The sequence below is a fragment of the Ruminococcus sp. 1001136sp1_2201st1_G3_2201SCRN_220225 genome (assembly GCF_040924365.1).
GTDB lineage: Bacteria > Bacillota > Clostridia > Lachnospirales > Lachnospiraceae > Blautia_A > Blautia_A faecis.
In genome coordinates this window covers 41,853-61,855 of the sequence record NZ_JBCOME010000018.1, presented here as the reverse complement: position 1 = coordinate 61,855, position 20,003 = coordinate 41,853, and the positions used below count along the sequence as shown (strand labels likewise).

At 43.9% G+C, this 20,003-nt stretch carries 13 protein-coding genes and 1 pseudogene; 12 read left to right on the top strand and 2 right to left on the bottom strand.

What is annotated here, in order from left to right; all coding sequences use genetic code 11:
- On the top strand, nt 1-258 hold a 258-nt coding region (locus AB5642_RS08015; RefSeq protein WP_368371531.1), incomplete at its 5' end, for a diguanylate cyclase.
- A gap of 86 nt (nt 259-344) precedes the next feature.
- On the opposite strand, the gene AB5642_RS08010 is transcribed toward AB5642_RS08015, so the two are convergent.
- Entirely contained in the window at nt 345-1,484 is a 1,140-nt protein-coding gene (locus AB5642_RS08010) for a glycosyltransferase (protein ID WP_195591095.1), read from the bottom strand.
- A gap of 38 nt (nt 1,485-1,522) precedes the next feature.
- On the opposite strand from AB5642_RS08010, the gene AB5642_RS08005 reads away from it, so the two are divergent.
- Both AB5642_RS08005 and AB5642_RS08000 read left to right on the top strand, forming a co-directional pair.
- Nucleotides 1,523-1,633, top strand: coding sequence for a DUF6783 domain-containing protein (locus tag AB5642_RS08005; protein WP_368072598.1), 111 nt, complete (start codon nt 1,523-1,525; stop codon nt 1,631-1,633).
- A gap of 874 nt (nt 1,634-2,507) precedes the next feature.
- Nucleotides 2,508-3,014: a DUF6783 domain-containing protein gene (locus AB5642_RS08000; protein ID WP_368371533.1), complete on the top strand. Its 507-nt coding sequence runs from the start codon at nt 2,508-2,510 to the stop codon at nt 3,012-3,014.
- Nucleotides 3,015-4,283: 1,269 nt separating this feature from the next.
- Here the strand turns inward: AB5642_RS08000 and AB5642_RS07995 are convergent.
- A pseudogene (locus AB5642_RS07995) lies at nt 4,284-4,679 on the bottom strand (glycosyltransferase family 2 protein); the annotation flags it as partial.
- A 211-nt stretch (nt 4,680-4,890) separates the two neighbouring features.
- Between AB5642_RS07995 and AB5642_RS07990 the strand changes: the two are divergent.
- The 9 genes from AB5642_RS07990 to AB5642_RS07950 all read left to right on the top strand — a co-directional run bounded on the left by AB5642_RS07990 (nt 4,891) and on the right by AB5642_RS07950 (nt 19,841).
- A complete protein-coding gene (locus AB5642_RS07990) occupies nt 4,891-5,493 on the top strand; it encodes a GTP pyrophosphokinase family protein (protein WP_195478653.1) in 603 nt (200 codons plus the stop codon).
- A gap of 51 nt (nt 5,494-5,544) precedes the next feature.
- Nucleotides 5,545-6,084 (top strand): phosphoribosyltransferase, encoded by a 540-nt coding sequence (locus tag AB5642_RS07985; RefSeq protein ID WP_195478654.1) that lies wholly within the window; start codon nt 5,545-5,547, stop codon nt 6,082-6,084.
- 13 nt (nt 6,085-6,097) lie between these two features.
- Complete coding sequence (dprA, locus tag AB5642_RS07980) at nt 6,098-6,823, top strand: DNA-processing protein DprA (protein ID WP_195478655.1); 726 nt, start codon at nt 6,098-6,100, stop codon at nt 6,821-6,823.
- A gap of 342 nt (nt 6,824-7,165) precedes the next feature.
- Nucleotides 7,166-15,031 carry a type II secretion system protein gene (locus tag AB5642_RS07975; RefSeq protein WP_368371530.1) on the top strand — a complete coding sequence of 2,622 codons (7,866 nt, stop codon included), beginning with the start codon at nt 7,166-7,168 and terminating at the stop codon, nt 15,029-15,031.
- 20 nt (nt 15,032-15,051) lie between these two features.
- The gene (locus AB5642_RS07970) at nt 15,052-15,822 is read left to right on the top strand and encodes a hypothetical protein (RefSeq protein WP_368371529.1); all 771 of its coding nucleotides are present in this window, start codon (nt 15,052-15,054) and stop codon (nt 15,820-15,822) included.
- Complete coding sequence (locus AB5642_RS07965) at nt 15,819-16,154, top strand: hypothetical protein (protein ID WP_118583414.1); 336 nt, start codon at nt 15,819-15,821, stop codon at nt 16,152-16,154. Before AB5642_RS07970 ends, AB5642_RS07965 begins: the two co-directional genes overlap by 4 nt.
- Before the next feature lie 61 nt (nt 16,155-16,215).
- On the top strand, nt 16,216-16,809 hold the full coding sequence (locus AB5642_RS07960) for a hypothetical protein (protein WP_368371528.1): 594 nt from the start codon (nt 16,216-16,218) through the stop codon (nt 16,807-16,809).
- 152 nt (nt 16,810-16,961) lie between these two features.
- Nucleotides 16,962-18,686 carry a GspE/PulE family protein gene (locus AB5642_RS07955; protein WP_173719496.1) on the top strand — a complete coding sequence of 575 codons (1,725 nt, stop codon included), beginning with the start codon at nt 16,962-16,964 and terminating at the stop codon, nt 18,684-18,686.
- A gap of 108 nt (nt 18,687-18,794) precedes the next feature.
- Entirely contained in the window at nt 18,795-19,841 is a 1,047-nt protein-coding gene (locus AB5642_RS07950; protein WP_173716107.1) for a type IV pilus twitching motility protein PilT, read from the top strand.
- Nucleotides 19,842-20,003 lie beyond the last annotated feature (162 nt).

Genomic DNA, 20,003 nt, shown 5'->3' with positions numbered 1-20,003 from the left:
GAATATATTATCATGCTGGAATGCGAGGAAGCCGACTTCGGGGAGAAGTTCCGGGAGCGTGTGAAGATGGCATGTAAGCTGTTTAATGAAAAATCCGGCAAGCCCTTCCTGGTGGAGATTTCCCTTGGAATTGCCGAGTTCCGTCCAAATATTTCAACAGACATCCAGCAGGTGATTTCCCTGGCTGATCAGCAGCTTTATGAGGCAAAGAAGCACAGGAAGAAGTCGGTGAGCAGGATGAATAACGAAGGTGCGTGAGGCAAAGGGGCTGGAGCGGTATCTCCAGCCTCTTTGCCCAATCAAAGAGAAACCACCAGTTGAACTAACTGGTGGTTTCTGACGAATCAATGCTTAAAATGGGAGAGCAGTTTTTTTAATACACCTGACCGTTTAGAGGTACTGTCTGTGGCGGGGGCTTCCTGGATGCGGTGGCGGAAGTCAGCCGGGGTGGTGCACTGGGGCATGATTAGTCTGGCTTGTTTTTTGAATTGGGTAATATTGTTATAATTTTTTGTAAGGCTCTCAAATTCCGGAAGAAAAGTGAGATAATCGTAGTACCACTTGAAAGAAGGCGGGAATGCTTCAAGAGGCGAAATATCAAGCTTCTGCGCAAACGCCTGGGTCTGCGCAGTAATCTCTTCTGAAATTTCCGGAATTTTCTTGTATTTGCGATACCAGATAAAAATGTCAATCAGCTCACGCTCCATTACGATGGCCAGCTCACGGCCCTGAATATTGTACTTAGTACATTGGTTCATGATCAGCTGCCAGGAATCAAATTCACAATGGAAGTTTCTGGCACGGTTTCCTACAAGGGATGCGCTGTTATTCACACGGTAACGGACAATCTGCTCGTGAGTGAGCCAGATCCTGTTGGCAGTGAATACGGCTTCGCTGTAGAAGGAGCGGTCGTTGACACAGATCAGATCGTTAAAGCGAAGCCCCTTTTCCAAAATGAATTTCCGTTTGTAAATGGCATTCCATGGAACTACACTGATGTGGCTGAAAATTTCGGGCGCCTGGTGGAAATTCAGAACCTTGTCGAAGCACTCAGCGGGCACATCAGACAGTGCAAAAAGCGGGGTATCGGAAAGCTCGCCGGTCTCATTGTCAAAGCAGACGGCGCAGCCCTTTACCATGTCGGCATCCGCCTGTTCAGCAATGGACAGATATTTCTGGTAGGCACCTTTTTCTACAAGGTCATCTGCATCAAGAAAGTGAAGGTAATCACCATGGGCTTCTTCGATTCCCTTATTTCGGCAGGCTCCTGCAAACCGGGTCTTTTCGTTGAGGAAAAGGCGGATGCGGGAGTCTTTTTGCTGGTAATCTTTTATGAGGGCAACAGAAGCGTCGGTGGATGCGTCATCCACACAGATCACCTCCAGCTCCTCTGGATTTCCCAGATCCTGCTGCAATACACTGTCCAAAGTGGCTGTGATGTATTTCTCAGCATTGTGAACCGGGATGATAGTGGTTAATTTCATAGGTAAATCCTTTCGTAAGGAATGGGTTATAAAAAAGCATTCCCACAAATTGTGACGTACATCTTGCAGAAAGCCTTTTTCAAACACGCTCTAGAGCATTCCCTTATCTTTATTTTTGCCAGAGCTTTGCGTCAGCTTCAATCCGGTAAGCTCGGCAGGCAATTCCAGACTTCCTGTATCCTTTAACATTCTGCAAAGAAATGCAATCTGGTGTCTGTAAGGTCTTGAGGTACTGTAGCGCTCTGGGTTAAAGGTGTCAAAAGTATAGGACGCTTTTGGCGCAGCAGCCAGAAGCGTAGCAACCGTTTTTATACTATCTGTGGAAGTGATTACGACTTCATCGAATCTTGTCTCTCCCATGCACTTCTTATATTCTTCCTTCCCCAAGTCCAAAATATGGGATAAGGGATAAAATGAGAAAAGTCCCATCCGGCTGGTGAGCACACTTGCCAGCTTCCAGCGGTTACCTTTCTCGGGATCCGGCTTCAATGGCAGGCTGGAACAGTCAGGTGATAACTGTGCTAGATATTTGGCAGAGTCTGTATTGCGGAAATCATTGTATGCAAGCCAGAATTCTTTTTCTGGTGCCTGTGCTGCCAGGGCATTAAAATCCCGAACCAGATTCTGGGAAAGCTTCCGCCCTGTAAAGAACAGGACGCGTGTGCGCGGTGCCGGTACATCATCGGAAGAAGCTGGAGCATAATAGGGCAGTGGTCGTCCGTTTAAGAGAGAATCTGCAATATCTGTGAGAAGATATTGTGGGGATTCCTCGAAAGTAGTGGCTTCTCCGGAGGAATTCTTTGTGGCCTGTAAATTATGATTATTTTCCATTTGCAGAGAGCTTTTTTTCGAAGAATTCCAATTGTGCTCCTGGGAATCGAACGCACGGTCTGTATCAGAAGTAAACTGGTCAAAAGGTGCTGAATGTAAAGCTTCATTTGTGGCCATCTTCTCAGACATCAGTTCTAACTGTCCGATATATCGTACTAACTCTGGTACATTATCAAATGCAGGATATTCCGGGTGAAATATATCGCAAAGTGTGGAGTGCAGATTGCAGGAATGATTTTTCAAACAGGCTCCAGAGCTCTCGGGCAGACAGGAAGTGGTTTCCAGCAGGACAGGAGCAGCTGGTACAGTCTGATGGTCACTGGTTGCATTTTCGTGTCGAAGAAATGTACCGCACAGAAATCGCAGAATCTGTGTGCCTGTGGTGAATCTGGCAGAAAGTGCATTGTGATAATCCGATATAAAAATATCACACGCCGCAGCGAAATCCGGTACATCGAAATCTTTTGGCATTTCTTTTATATGTCTAAATTCAGAAAAATCAATTTCCCTCTCATGATCCAGATGCAGATACAAAACCTGATGATCGGAAAGTTCACAGTCAAATATGTAGAGGGCTGCCATGAAATTCCGGAATGTCTGCTCGGTGTCCGCAATATAGGACCCTGGAAGCAGCGGCGCATACAAAATAGTCTGCATGGAATCCATCTGCAAGCTGCGGCGGAGCTTTTCCCTGTGTGATTCATTGGGAATCACTGGAATGTGGGTGGAAGAACCGATAATGTAAGGCGTTTTGCAGATATTAGCTGTCATACATTCCTGCAGGTAAATATCCCGGTTCTGTACATTGTTAAAATACAGGCAGTCTGCCATAAACATAGTATGCTGCCAAAGCCCTGTATCAGCGGTGGAATCCGGTGTGTTCAGAACGGTTTCCGGATACAGATTGTGTCCGCAGTAAAGCAGCACAAACTGTCCCTCTTCCTTCCGAAAATAGTAGGGCAAAGGTCCGTCTGTGATAACGTAGCCGGAGAGTGCAAGTGCTTTGCCGTATTCTTCGCTGTCCGGGCACACCAGAGTAATATTCTCAGACAGAGCTGTGCTGTCGGAAAGATAGCGGTTCAGAAGAGCCTGGAACAAGGCATGCTTCTCCTGAGTCAGGGAGACAATGATCTGGTGTTCTCCGAAATTTCTCAGAAGGTGCACAAGTAATTTCAATATCCAGGTAGGAATTTCTTTTCCACGGCTGGCTTCCAGAAGAATCTGCTCCGGATCAGGAGCAAGGCTTCCGGTATAGGCAAAGCCATAAAACTGGGAGGAAGTTTTTTCCCGGTGGATCATCTCAGCAGGCTGATAGCTGGGAGAGGTTTTGTGAGAAAGCTTGTAATCCTTTATCCAGGCTTTCTGCTGCTGTACGGTCATTCCGTTGCAGGCTTCTACGAAAGAAATCATTTCCTGTCTGGAGCCATAAAGACAGAGCAGTCGCCCAATATGTGGCGGAAGTGAATATCGGACATAATGATTGTTCTCCCAGTCTGGAATATTGGACTCCATATAATCGAAAAGCTCATTGATCAATTGCAGCTTCAGTTCTTTCTGGTCAGTCTCATAGTTGGTGAGCAGCTTCCAGAAACGGTAGAAAAAATGGCGCACAGCAATGAAATCCAGTTCTGTCTGATATTGTTCAAACAGCCCCAGCTTCTCCATTTCTTCCTTCATAAAAATAATGGCATTTCGGATGTGAAGGGTGGAAGGCGTGAGGCGGCTGAGGAATCCTACATTTTTTCTGTAATTATAGAAGCACTGATCCACGTATCCGATGGAACGGGCTTTCACAGCCAGAAGATAGGCCACCGGAAGATCTTCGAACCGGATTCCTTCTGGAAAACAAAGTCCGTTAAACAGGTCTCTGTGAATGAACTTGATCCATGGGTATGGAGAAATTGCAGGTAATTCATAAGGCTTGTCTGCAACGCGGAAATTCTGATTATGACAGGATGCAAGGTATTCCTTACGAACTCCGGTCTCAGAGTCTACATTATAGTAGCGGAAAAGAACCAGGTCGTTTCCGTCAGCGGTAGCTTTTTCATAAAGAAGTCTGCAGGCATCAGGCTCTACGAAGTCATCGCTGTCTACAAACCAGACATATTCTCCATGGGAATGGGCAAAACCATAATTTCGTGCCCTGCTGACACCGTGGTTCTCTGTGGAAAATATAAAAAGCTTCTCCGGATTTAACGACTGATAAGCCTGCAGAATCTGCAGGCTTCCATCTGTACTGCCATCATTGACAGCTACGATCTCTATTTCCTCAAGTGTCTGTGCCAATAAGCTGTCCAGGCACGCACTCAGGTATTTTTCCACGTTATACACCGGTAAAATGATGCTGACTTTAAAAGACTTCATCAAAAACTCTCTACCCCATTCCTAATTCCGATATTTCAAGTCAAAATTGCAGTTATTTCGTCAATCTTTTACCTATAATAGTACCAGTTCGACAGGGGGATTTCAAGGGGAAAAGGAAGGGAGAAACTTGTTTATTTTCTGTTTATCTCTTTCTCACCAAATGAACACATTTATATAGTACCATGGAAAACGAGAAGGAGGGTTTTTACTTATGACTGACAAGGAGTATTATGGGCTGATTCAGCCGTATGAGGATGCGATGAAGCTATTGCTGACACGTCTGGAAGTGCTGAACCACTCTATTTATGAAACAAAGACGGGAAAACCCATTCATAACATACAGTACAGGATCAAAAAGAAGGACAGCATTGAGGAAAAACTGGTGCGTCATGGCTTCGAGCCAACCTTGGAAAATGCCAAGGATCAGTTGCAGGATATTGCGGGGGTGCGTATTATCTGCTATTTTGTTGGTGATGTGAATAATCTGGTAAACATGTTAAAGAAGCAGCCCGACCTTATTTTCATCCGTGAGAGCAACTATATTGAGAACCCCAAGCCCAACGGTTACCGCAGCCATCATGTCATTCTCGGCGTAAATGTCTGCTGTCTGGATGCAAACGAATACTATCCGGTAGAAGTCCAGCTGCGCACCATCTCCATGGACTTCTGGGCCGCCATGGAACACCGCGTCTCCTACAAGAAACAATACGACAACAAAGAACAACGTGTAGCCGAACTTCTCCAATACTCCAATATACTGGAAAAGATGGAAAAGGAGTTTGAGAAATATAATGATCATCCGGTTGAAATGTGAGTAGCAATCTGATAAAATAAAGAAAACGTTTGTTCGAAGGAGGCTATAAACATGGTGTTTGTAAATGAAGCATGGAACGGAACTGGTGAAATTGTAGTTTACAGTAACTATCATAAATATTGGCTGGACAGAGAACGAAAGATAAAGAATCCATTGTTTGATGTGTTTAGCGGGAAAATATTGGATTTGAAGGATAGGAAACCATCGGCGATTAAATATTTTTACAATTTACTGGATTGTGAGATATGCCCCGGAGTAACTATTTGTGTGGTACCTTCCAGTAATGCGGAAAAAAGAGAATCCGGAATTGGAAAACTAGGAGAAATGCTTGCTGCCAATGGAAGGGATAATAAAGTATATTTTTTAAGGAGAAGCCATTCAATCAACAAGCTTGCAACAGGAGGAAGCAGGAATCTGTCAGTTCATATGCAGTCTATTGATACGGTAGAGGATATAGACATAAGCGGAGACATTGTATTATTGATGGATGATGTAACTACAACTGGAAACTCTCTGTATGTCTGCAAAGAAATTTTATTAAATCGTGGAGCCGCTAATGTAGAAATGTTTGCATTGGGTAAGGCAATATAAAATGGAAAAGCTTATGGAAGAAAAGAAAACAACACTATGGCAGGAAATAAAAATCTGTCGAGTTGATGAAACAAATTATCCACATGATTTGAAAAAAATAAAAGACCGGCCAGAGGTTTTGTACTATAGAGGAAATATTGATATTTTGAATAAGCATAAAAGTATTGCGGTTGTAGGATCACGTAAGATATCGGCTGTAGGTGCTAAGTTGGCTTATAATGCGGGCAGTATTATAGGCAAAAATGGTTTTAATCTTGTAAATGGTCTTGCACTTGGCTGTGATGCAGAAGCTCTAAAGGGGGCTCTGGCAGCAGGGGGGAAATGCGCAGTGGTTCTTCCTTGCGGAATAAATGAAATATATCCGAAATCTAATCAATGGATTGCAGAAGAAGTTTTAAAGCAGGGCGGATGTCTTATTAGCGAATATCCCGAAGGAACAAGACCTGAGAAATATCGTTTCGTGCAGCGCGACCGACTTCAAAGTGGCATGTCTCAGGGGGTTCTGGTAGTAGAAGCTATGGAAAAAAGTGGTACTATGCATACTGCAGAGTATGCAAAAAAACAGAATCGCCGCCTGGCTTGTTATTATCACGGTTTGTTGAAATATTCTACAGGAAATAATGTTTTGGAGAATTTATATCAGGCAGCAGTGATTAAAACCAATGAGGATTTAGAGAACTATTTATGTGAAATTGCAGATATAGAAGAATATACGCAATTAAGTTTTGATTTTGTATAACTATTTCCCCACGAGAAACAGAAAAGCAGCATTGTCTCTCGTGGGGATTTTTATGTTCTGTTTTAGTACAAATTTTATTGAAAAATATCCTATATCATTTCTACTTTTTTATCTTATTTTTCGCACGGAATAAATGGTAAAAATGCCGTAGTTCGCATACTCTTTTCATATTCTAACAGTTGCGAAAGACTAACCCGTGATTTATAATGAGATATGTCGAAGTCTGTCCATTTCTGATTATTGAACGCAGGGAGCATTCCGCAGAGCGGTTAGTGTTTTCAAGCGAACAATAATTATTTTCAGGAAGCTTCGAAGATATTATAAAAATATTGAGGTGAAACCATGAACCCATTTTATAATAAAAAGAAAAAAGGATATACATTAGCAGAGGTTCTGGCCACGGTGGCAATACTCCTTATCCTCATGGCCATTGCTGTGCCTGCGATTTTTTCCATAAGGAAGAACCTGCGCCAGAAAGCTCTGGATAATAAGGCAGAGCTGATTTATACGGCGGTGCAGAATAATCTGGTGAAGCTGCAGAGCAATGGTAACAGTAGCCTTTATGACGGGGAAAAAACAGCAAAAGCTATGGGAAGGACGCCCTCAGATGCCACCAAGGAGCAGAAGCTTTATTACGCACTTTCCTCTGAAAAAGCAGACACAAAAAGGGCGGCCAGTGTACTGGTGACAACTGATACCGTAGATGGCGAACTTTACAATAACTACTGGGTGGTAGAATATAACCCGGAAAGTGCCAGTGTATATGCTGTTTTTTATAGCGAGTCAGATAGGATCAAACCATATGATCCAAATGTATATGACAGCTTCCGCTATAAAGACAATCGGCTCAGCGATGGCGCAAGAATCGGATATTACGGCGGAGATGCACTGGATGGCAGCAATACAGCAGTGCTTGCCCCGAAGATCACGGTTACAAATGAGGAAAAACTGGTTGCAACTATTACTTGTATGCGGCAGGGACAAGATAATAAGCCGTTGTCATTTGATGTAGTTCTGACGGATGATAAGGGAAATCAATTAAATCTGAAGTATAAAGCATCTGGGGATAAGCTGGTTCATGCGAAGGATGATCTGCATGTTGGAGACATGTCAGAGAAGGATACTAATGAGGAGAGTTCGATTGTAGGGCGCAGTTATACTTTAAAAATCACTTTGGATGATCTGACAAGTGATGCTACCAGATTTGTATCACTTTATGGAGAAAAGAACAGTTATTTAAAGAGTACGAATACCAAGGCACTAAGAGCCGGAACTGCTCTCAATATAAAAGTTACGGTACGAAGTGAAAACCACAAGATCGATGGTCTGTTTACACAGTATGACACCAACAGTCTTTTTGCTGACAAGAGTACTTCTGAAAATGCGGCTATTTATTATGGCCGCCATTTGCAGAATCTGGATCATGAATCTGGAGTGGCAGAAGATATCAAAAAAGCTAAGCTTGGCAATTCTATCCATTTTGAAAAGCAGGAAGAGAAAGAAACGGATGACACCACTTCCTGGTACAGCTGTTACGGAAACAAGGCGTTCACTCCGATTACCAACAAGAACCTGGAGAGCTTTACCGGCGACAAAAGCATGGCAATCTATCACCTGAATGTAAAAAATGGTGTGGATATAACAACTGCAGATGGCTCTGCCACAGGCAGAAAAGGTGCCGGTCTGTTTGCCGTGCTGAAGGATTCTATGACGGTGGAGAATCTGCGCCTGGCAGGAACCACCATAGCAATTACCGGTGAAGAAAAAGAAAAGGTCAGTGCCGGTGCAATTGCAGGTGAGACCACAGGCTCTGCGAAAATAGCCAATTGTGAGGTATATCTGGACACAGAAGACATAGAAGGAAAGAATGAGAACGATGTTTGGATCAGCGGTGCCGGAATCCAGGGTGGATTGATCGGACGTACTAACAGTGGGTCAGACTCAGGCTCTTCTGTGACAATAGACAACAGTTTTGCGGCAACTGTTATGGATGGCAGAGAGAACGGTACAACAGGTGATCTTATCGGTACTGTAGGAGGTCTGATCGGACAGGCAGATTGTGCAGTGAGTATAAAAAACTGTTATGCAGATTCTTACCTGACCGGAGATGTAACAGGTGGTTTGATAGGAAGTGTAAACAGTGGCAGCGTAAATGTTGAGTACTGCTATACGGCAGGGTATCAGAATCCAGCCAATCACGGCGGTGGCCTTGTGGCAAGCTCTGTTGACAGTAATGCTCTCAAGATAAAAAACAGCTATACAGTTGCTACTTACCTGGAAAACAGCGAAAGTAACAACAATCCTGTAATATATGCTGTCAGCCCAGGTACTCTGGAAAATGTCTACTATTTAAATAAGGGAAAAAATGTGGAAAATGACAATGGCGAGGCTGTGGATTATTTAACCTTTAGTAATAAAGCTAAAATGGTAGAGAAGCTGAACAACAATGGTAGCAATTCCTTTACCACTTCCACCACAACCTATGCCTACAATCTGAGAAACCAAGGTCTCACAAGCTATTCCTATCCATCTTTGAAAGATATTTCTCATTATGGAGACTGGCAGGCAAGCTATGAGGCAGGAAGCCTTGTATATTATGAGAAATATGCAATAAATGAGTCGAATTCCAGAGAATACGGCTTCTTTGGTGGAAATGTCCAGTCCTCTTTATCAGATAATCTGACTGTCGTTGGAGATGGATACGGTATTGTATATGCGAAAAGTGCGCTTGAGACATTGTCTGGCTTTATTGTCAGCTATCAGAACAGTGAGGATGCAGATAAGCTGGAAGAATGGAAGGTTGACTGCAACAGTACGGAAACTGAGAAGTTCGAAGTTTCTGTAAATGATGGCGATACTGCGCAATCAGAGGAAACTTACGTTATTTTCCCATTGCCAAAAGAAATTATGAATGCTCAGGCAATCAAGGGTGTTTACTACCAGAAGCTGACAGTAAAAGGTGCATCAGATGCGGAACTTAACGATGAGGGGACTGCAGCACAGGCTGACGGTGATGAGACCACAGAGGTGATGACTGGAAAGACATTCTATTTCAATCCCCATTTTGCCAAATCAGTAGAAGCTGCAGATCAGGCTCCGAATAATATTTCAGCTATTTATCTCCGCACACCTAGACAGCTTTATCACATGAGCTTATACTATCAGGATTATGCATCCTTATTAAAGGGAATTTCCTTTATCCAGGAACGAGATATTGATTATGCGCCATATGACTGGAAAAATTATGAAGGTGTTCAGGAAGCGGTAACTGTCCAGAGTCCTGTGGGGGTAGCGGAAGATGGAACAATCACACCTTTTACATCTACCTACAAAGGCGGAGGATATGAAATACGTGGAATCAGCTTTGCCGCAAAAGGTACAGCAGTTGGATTTATTGGAGAAAATCAGGGATCCATACAGAATGTTTTCCTTGTGTCTGATTGGGAGAATAACGATTTTACAGGAACCACAGCGGTAAGTAATCCATACCTTAGCTATACTGGAACAATCGGAAGTAACCGCAACGTTTATATGGGGGCTTTGGCTGGAATCAACAAGGGAACCATTCAGAATTGTGCAGTCTGCGGTTACAGTATGGGTCGTGATGGAATCGTGTATGTCCAGCGAAACGGAACTCTTTACATGGGTGGACTGACTGGCAGTAACCAGGGAAATATCTATAATAGTGAAGTGGATGCTCCGGCAGTGAATGCAAATGTGCTCTATGGAAATGCTTATTTGGGCGGTTTTGCAGGTGAAAATATCGGTTCCGGTCTGATTCGAAACAGCTATGCAGTTGGAAATGTATCAATTGAATATTCAAAAGGTGCAAACTGTACGATCGGTGGATTTACTGCAAAAAATACAGGTGTATTAAAAGGCGATTATTGTGCAGTTGCGTTGGGCGCAGCCGGAACTTCCAAAACCTATGGCTTTTCACCAAAAGGCGGCGGTGTTGTTTCTTCTGACTGTTATTACCTCAGCGGGGGTACTTTCCGGTATCTGAATAATATGCTTCCGTTTAGCAATGATCAGGGCGCTGGCATCCATGTTACATATCAGGAAATGGTGGAAAAGGCAACAAAAGGAACTAGGGCAGACGAGTCCCGGTGCAACGGAGCAACTGATGAAGAAAATTATCCTTTTAATGCAGTAGTAACCAAGGAGGGTAAAAAGGTTCATTACGGCAACTGGCAGATTCCGGTTAACCTGGGAAGCATTGGCGTTATTTACTGGGAACATGAGGAAGGGGGAGCCAACGACGGCTACCATTTCTCCTATATCGGTTATAAAGCCAGCAGTCAGGATCCTGCTTCAGTTTTGGACAAGGTAGGAGACAGTACCTTGTGTACTCGTCATGATGATGGCGGAAGAATCACAGAATACGGGTATGGATATTATTATGCTACCGGCAGTGCTAGACCTGATCCGAAAATGTACTATTTCCAGGCTGGAGATAGTGAGAATGCCCAGGCTTCTGAGAACCTGACGAATCAGCTGGATGGAGTGACTGTTGTGGCATACACTACCGCTCCGGCGATTGGAATAAGTAGCAGCTTAGATACCAGTAGTTATATGAAAATGACAGCTAACGACCGAACAGCGAATGGTATCTGGCAGTTTAATTATAACAGCCAGCTGTACACCTTTACTATCAACCCGTTTTTTGCAAATGCAATGCAGTACGGTAGTAGCTTTCCAGATTATGATGGAATTCAGTCCTCTACTGTAACCGTTCTGGAAGACGGCTTCGAAGTCCAGGTAAATGCTGATGAAGCAATGCCCGGAGAAAAAGGCAAAGAATACGAAATCCGCTCTGCGGAGCAGCTGCAGTATTTGAACTGGAATTATAAAACTGGGACTGCGACGAAGGCATTGGATACGGCAGAGGATGTGGGAATTGTTGATAAATATCCATATCTGGGATATATGAAGGCAGATGGAACAGGAACGGATAAGTATTACAAGTGGACGGGAGCCGAAAGTCCATATCCACAGCCATATAAAAATTTAAAAGATGGAACTATTGATCAGAATGGCTGGTACTGGAAAAAAGAAAAAGGCGAGAAAAATACGGTATATTGGGATTTTGTAGAAAGTTCTGAAGGGCAGCAATATGTGGTTATGAATTTTGCACAGCATGGCAGCAGAATGTATTGGCATCCAGAAACAAAAATTGGCTATTGGGTATGGAACGGAAGCGGAAAACCTGTTGTTACGGATGCTGATGGAAATGAGATAGATTCCAATACCTATAAACTAGTTACTACAGACAGTCATCATAACTGGATCCAGACACACGATGTTGATGCCAACATGGAGCATCAGGACACTAAATTATTTACACAGATAGGCTCTCTGTACGATGAAAATGAGGATAAAGAAGCAGCAATAGCTTCGATGGCCTATTTTGATGGTAGCTACGATGGAAATACATATTCAGTTAAGAATATTGAAATCCACAGTCAAAATACAGTTGCCGGCTTATTTGGAAACATTATAGGTGCCAATGTAAGCAATATAATTTTGTATTCAGAAAATGGAAACTACATTCAGCGAAGTAGTGGCACACGGAAAGGCTGGCATGCTTTAGGAGGTTTGTGCGGACTGGCTGCTGTTGGAAAAGGAAACTCTGCCGATGAAGTAAATATTTCAAATTGTACGGTGGCCGGTTATACAATTCAGGATAATACAGACAAAGGTGGATGGGGAGATTCCAATATAGGCGGTATGTTTGGAATGAGTACATTGGACTTAAACAAATGTACGGCAGTTAATACTATTGTACTGAATATACGTGAAAAACCGGGCAGAAAAGAGTCTGTAAGAGCAGGTGGTCTTGTTGGAAGTATGAGAGGGAAGATTACAAATTGCTATACAGGTGGAGAAATAACCTGTACGCAAGAATGTCTTAATGCAAGCTGCAGACTGATGCTGGCAGGAATATCCGGTGGTATTTATATTAAAAATGGTGGAAATCTGTTGAAGCTGTTAGGCAATTCAATTCTGGGTATAACTGGTTATGAAAGTGATACTGGTACTAACAACTCAGAGAAATGTAAAACACCTACTACAATAATCAAAAACTGCTATACCTATGTGAAAATGCCAAGTGGCAGCGATACGGATAAGATTATTGCTATTGAATCTATCGGCAGTAATGGCGAAACCCATGATGAAAACTATCGAAATTTCCATGTCAGGATACAGATTGAGAATTGCTACTATTATAAAGATAATATTCCGGTTCAAAAAAATACTAAAATTACTACTAGTAATAATGGAGGATGGGATAACATCGATGATACTGCCATTCCGCTCACCTGGGAAGAAATGTCCGGTGAAAAAGCCGTTGATTCCACAATTGGTGGAATTACAGGTGTAAATGCAGTTCCTGTAAAGGGTGATTTTATTGATCTTCTGAATGGAAAAGACAAAAACAATAATAATACCGATGGTCCATTCACCGAAGTTACGAAATACGAAAACGATCAGACCGTAACTGGTAAATACTCCTTCCCAGGCAACCGCACGGATCTGGATGGAGAAAATTACCCATTTCCTACAATTCTCACCCAGAAGACAAGAAGTGGCAGCGATGTTCACGTTCACTATGGCGAATGGCCGTTGGAAGGCATTTACTGGGAAAACAGCCGTGCATCCATGGACATTTTTGAAGATCTGGATACCACGCAGCAGGACGAAAACGGTCAATTGGTGGCATTGAAGCAGTTTAACCTAAGGAGCAATCTGAAGGATAAAAACAGTCTTGGAGAGGAGCTGACATTAGATGATTTTATTGTAGATTATAGCAATGGAGATGATGAAGGTTCTTCTGAAACTCAGACCTTTTCTAAAGATGCAGGTGAAGATGATGAAAATGGTTTCTCCGATGGATACGAAGAAAATGCAGATACTGAGGAAAACGCTGAGGTACAGAGTGGAAATCGAATTCTGGATCAAAAAGATTATATTGCAGAAATTACAAAATTGGAGTACTCTCAAGAGAAGAAATGTTACGTTGCTACTGTAAAAGCTTTACAGACAGGAACCACGGTTATTACAGTAAAAACTACGGTAAACGGTCAGGAATACAGTGCATCATTCTCCCTGACTGTAACTGCAGACCTTACCATATACTCAGATCCCGGAGAAATCACACAGGAGATCTATACCACATCAGATCCGGTTACGCTTTATGCTGTACCCGCTTCTCTTGCGGTGAGCAGTAATGAGACAGGCTTTGTGGGAAGCACTGGTGAAGAGGATGGATTTGCTTCCGACAGTGATTGTGTGGACATGATTTCGGAAAGTGAAAACGAGGAAGATTTCAGTGTAGTTGGCGCAGAAAGCGCCGACAGTCAGAACATTGCCGCTTACGTGGGTACGAACCCATCTAAGAATCTGGCCTCCCTTATGGAATGGAACATTACCGCAGAGCCGGAGGGAGCAGTTGAGGTATCCGATGTAAATGACAGTCAGTTTACAGTAAGGAGTGATGCACTTGTTCCAGTAACCCTTACTGTACAAGGAACATTTACCTACCAGAATGTGGAATACACCAGCTACACCTGGATTAATGTAAAAACCATTGAGGCGAAAAATATTACCTGGGATACAGAAAGAGCCACAATTACTCTTGACCAGAATGAAAATGGCAGCTATGTTCCAGCAAATGCAAAGCTTGCCCTGACGGTACCGGCAGGCATTTTGTTTTCTGAACTGTCACAAAGCGATTTTGCAGTCACAGATCTGTTATCTACACAGTCTGAGGCTTCTGTTTCAGAGAATCTGGAAAGCGCTGACGCCGGTGAAAATGGATTAACTGCGTCTATTACAGGATTTGTGCCCAAGGATAACGATGATGGCAGTAAGACTTATGAGCTGATTGTTACCGGCTATAAGCCAGGCAGTGTGACGATTTCCGTTTCCGCTCTGGGAGCAGATAAGAAAACCACTTACAATGCTTCTGTAACAGTAGAGATATTGCCACCTGAGGGTCAGGCGGTATCTACAGATCCTTCAGATATAGATGGGGCATCTGACGACTGGTCCGACAACAGTATAGACGGTTCCAGCTTCACTTCCGGCACAGCATCTGGCTGGGATGATGAGAACAGCGATACCTTAGATATTATACCAAACGAATCTCAGGATGATTTCTCCGCTGACGCTGGCAGTTGGGAAAGCGGGGACAGTGGATTTTAAAAGAAAGGAGGTGCCCTGAAATGCTGAAAAGAAGAATAAAAGAAAAAATGCAATCTGAACAGGGTACCTCCATATTTTTTGGATTTCTGCTTTTTCTGACGGCATCCATTCTAAGCGTGGTAATACTGGAGGGGGCTGTGACCACTGTGAAAACAGTGGCGTCAGACCGGACATCTGAACAGAACCAGCTGGCATGTACCAGCGCAGCGCAGCTTTTAAGAGATTCTATTGTGAATGTGAAGCTGTCAGCAGATATAGTAGAGACAAAAACAGGTGATCATGTTGAAATAGCAAAAAACTGGAAGGATGTCAGCAATGCCAGTCTTATTTCAACGTCTCTGGCAACGTCGCAGTCTTTCGCCCAAATGCTGCAGAATTACGTAAAAGAGGCAGATAAAAAAAATAAAGATGTTTTTGGAACAGATTATTTTGGCATTCCGGTTACAAAGAAATTGATAATATCGTCTGCAGGAAGCGGAACAGATGCTGCTTTTTCCCAGTTTAGTAACCTGGATAAGATAAATGCGGAATTTACGATTACCCCAAGGAAAAGTGATGATACTGCGAAAAAAAATGAAGTGACTTATGATATCGTAGTAAAGCTGAGCACAGGGACAGGACGTGATTCCAGCCATGTAGTACTCAGCCTGACCGGAAAAACGGAAGCGCGTGATGCAACAAGTTCAGTTAATGGAAATACCAGCACAACAACGACTCCATATGAATACAAATGGGAAGCAAAAGATATTTTCTACGGTGACAGTGTACGTACTCTGGGAGATTCACAATGAGAAAACCATATTTAAACCTAAAAAAGAAATTACATAGCAGATCCGGTGAAACTATTGCAGAGACACTTGTCACCATGATCATTTTGTCATTGGCAGTGCTGATGCTGGCCGGGGCAGTGGTAACTGCCGCCCGTGTCAACAAGCAGGCAGATAATGCAGACACTTCTTTTCAGACGGGAAATGCCATATCAACAGGCTCTGCGAAGGTGGACATTTCAGAAGAGAATATAGCAGGAGGCACTGGAAGTGCTGTGGCAGAGCTTCCGGTAACGCTTTACCAGTCCGGAGAGAACAACTCTGGAAAGCATTATATTTATTACAAAGCGAAGTAACATTATTTATAAGAAAAGTTTTTTGAAACAAAACAGGAGCATTTTTTACAGGAGAAAAGTAATGAGAAATACAGCCAAATCCAGATTGACTAATTTAATACGAAAAAAATTGTCTGACAAACGAGGCTTTTCTCTTGGGGAGCTGCTGGCGGCGACCGTTATCCTGCTGCTTGCAAGTCAGGTTATGACGCAGGGAATGGCTTTTGCCACCCGGATGTATAATGAATCTTTGACCAGATCCCACGCAAAGCAGCTGTGTTCCACCTTAACGAATGTAATTGAAAAAGAGCTTCGATATACAACAAGTGTTAATAAAGGCAGTGATGGAACGGTACTTAAGTATTTCAGTCCGACTTACGGAAAAACAGAAAGTGCTTTTGCAGCTATAGATGAAAATGAAAATAAAATTGATGGAACAGCAGGGGGCGAAATAGCGGTTCAATTAACCGCAGAGGATGGTTCCCTGTACTGGCAGAAACTGATTTCTTCTGCCAGTTACAGTTCCTTTGACCTGAAAGCAACAATTCAAAGCGTGAAACTGGAAGGAACTACCTTCCATGTAATTCTTGAAATCACAGATAAAGATGGCAAAAAGATTGTTACCAACAAATTTGATGTGATAGCAGTAAACGATATAAAATTAGACCAATTATAAAAAAGAAAATAAGACTAATTGCAACTATTCAGCAGGTACTGTTTTACGAAACGTGTAACTATAAAGGCACTGAACAGCTGCAACAAATTTGTTATAGATAGATTTAAACATGAATCACATACTGAATATAAACGCAAAGGAGAGACCCCCACATGGCATACAAACGTCTTGGTGACCTGCTGATCGCGGCGGGGACGATTACACCGGAAGAACTGGATATGGGACTGCAGAGGCAGAAGGAGACCAAGGAACGACTTGGAGCGGCTTTGATTTCAGCGGGAATCATCACAGAGGCAGAGCTGATCGAGGCACTTCGTCTTCAGCTGGGTATTGAATACATAGATCTTTCGAAAACCACCATTCCCATTTCCATGGCACAGGTTGTTCCGAAAAACATTGCGAAACAGTTCCAGGTAGTGCCGGTCCGCATGGAGCGGGACGAGCTTTATCTGGCCATGAGCGACCCTATGAACTTCTATGCGATTGAGGAAGTTAAGAAAGCAGTCCGTAAAAAAATTGTTCCGATGATCGCTACCGCAGAGGGCGTGGAGCATGCCATTCTGGTTCTTTACGGAAACGAAGGCGCCGCAAGGGCTATTGAGGCCATGAAGCGTGAGGCTCCAACCGAAGAGGACAATGGCGAAGAAGCGCAGTTTACAGGAAACATCCTCAACGACAACATTAACGATGCGCCAACCATCCGCCTGGTAAACTCCATTATCGAGCGTGCCATTCTGGAGCGTGCCAGTGATATCCACATTGAGCCAAAGGAAAAAGAGCTTCAGGTCCGCATGCGTATTGACGGTGTGCTCCGTAAGATTCTGACGATCCCAAAGAACCTTCAGAACTCCGTTATTTCCCGCTTGAAAATCATGAGTGGAATGGATATTGCAGAACGTCGTGTTCCACAGGATGGACGATTCAATGTTAAGAACAAAAAGCGTGAGTTTGACCTCCGTGTAAACTCTCTTCCTACTGTATATGGAGAAAAAATCGTAGCCCGTCTTCTGGACAAAAGAGCTGGTTATCTTACTCCGGATTCCATCGGTCTTATGGGTGACAACCTGAAGAAATACCAGCGGGCTATCCACTGTACCAGCGGTGTTATTCTGATCGCCGGACCTACCGGAAGTGGTAAATCTTCCACCATGAATACCATGATTTCCCAGTTAAATACAGAGGAAGTCAATGTAGTAACCCTGGAGGATCCGGTCGAGTACAATATCGACGGAGTAAATCAGGTGCAGATCAATGAGAAAACAGGCATGGATTTTGCCAATGGTCTTCGTGCCATCCTTCGTCAGGACCCGGATATCATTGCCGTCGGAGAGATTCGAGACGGTGAAACCGCCCAGATCAGTATGCGTGCCGCAATTACCGGACACGTTGTGCTTTCCACAATCCATACCAACGATGCTGTGGGAACGATCGAACGTCTGGAGGATATCGGCGTTGAGCCGTACCTGATTGCCACTGCTCTCCGCGCCGTTATTTCCCAGCGACTGGTCCGCCGGATCTGCCCCAAGTGTAAAAAGAGCTATGAGGCGACAGACGAGGAAGTAAGACGCCTTGGACTCAGCACGGAGCATAAGCATATTTTCTACCGTGGCGAGGGCTGCGCAGACTGCTTTAATACAGGCTACCGCGGACGAATCGGTGTATTTGAGATTCTGGAAATCACCCCGGAAATCCGCCCCCTCATTTCCCAGCAGGCCGGACGCCCCGTTATCGAACAGGAACTGGCCAGTGCTCACAGCGAGTTCAAGACACTGCGTGAAAATGCCATTCAGCTGGTGGAAGAGGGAATTACCACTACCGAGGAAGTGCAGCGAGTCATTTACGAAACCGGGGATATGAAGAAGGCAGAAGAGGAGTAATCTGTTTAGTTAACTAAATTGCTATCTAATGTGTTGAAGTTTCAGTCAGTACACAGCATTGAAGACCTTTTACCCCACCAAAATACAGAAAGTCAGGAGACCAAAATCATGTACAACATAGAAGATCTAACCGAACAAGCCCGCCGCAGCGGCGCATCCGACATCCATCTGGTATGCGGCCTGCCGCCGAAATACCGTCTGGATGGCCAGCTGGAGAACATGGCAGAGGAACGCCTTTCAGAAAAAGACTGCGATATGCTTTGCCAGGACCTGGCGAAAGATGCTATGTACGAAAAACTGGAATATACCGGAGAACTTGATTTTTCCCGTGAAATAAGAGGAATCCGCTGCAGATGCCATGTATTCAAACAGCAGGGAAAAGTCTCCGCAGCCATCCGTCTGCTCAGCGAATCCATTCCAAGACTGGACTCCCTGGGACTTCCTCCCTCTGCTCTGGAATTCACCAGCCTCCACAAGGGAATCGTCCTGGTAACCGGTGAGACTGGTTCTGGTAAATCCACCACTCTGGCAGCCATGCTGGACGAAATCAATCACACCAGAAAAAATCACATTGTAACGCTGGAAGATCCGATTGAGTATGTATACACCCCGGATCTCTGTGTCATCAACCAGCGTGAGGTTGGCAAAGACACTGCAAGCTTTTCCGAAGGTCTTCGTGCCAGTCTGCGAGAAGACCCTGACGTAATCCTTATCGGTGAAATGCGAGACAAGGATACCATTGAAACTGCGATCACAGCAGCTGAGACCGGACACCTTGTATTCGGAACCCTGCACACAGGCAGTGCTTCCGACGCTATTGACCGTATGGTGCAGGTTTTTCCGGAAGGAATGCAGAACCAGATCCGTCTGCAGCTTTCCATGACCCTGATGGCTGTTATTTCTCAGCAGCTTGTGAAGAAAAAAACAGGCGGCCGTGTGCTGGCAAGTGAGGTTATGGTTGTAACCGACGGTATCCGAAACATGATCCGCGGCGGAAACACCCCTCAGATCGCCAACGCCATTGCCACCAGTGCGGCAATCGGCGGACAGACCATGGACCAGTCACTGGTAAGCCTGGTACGTTCCAGACAGATCGACAAGGCTGTGGCTGTGGAGTATAGTCACGACCAGGCTTATGTGAAGAAGAATGCATAAAGGACTTTAGATGCATATATATTTTTCATTGTTTCGGAAAGTGAAAATTTGAATTTGAAAAAGCACTTTACTGCATATTGATCAGCTAAAGTGAAAATTTGAATTTGAAAAAAGCACTTCACTGCATATTGATCAGCTGTGAAGTGACTTAAAGGCTGCGTG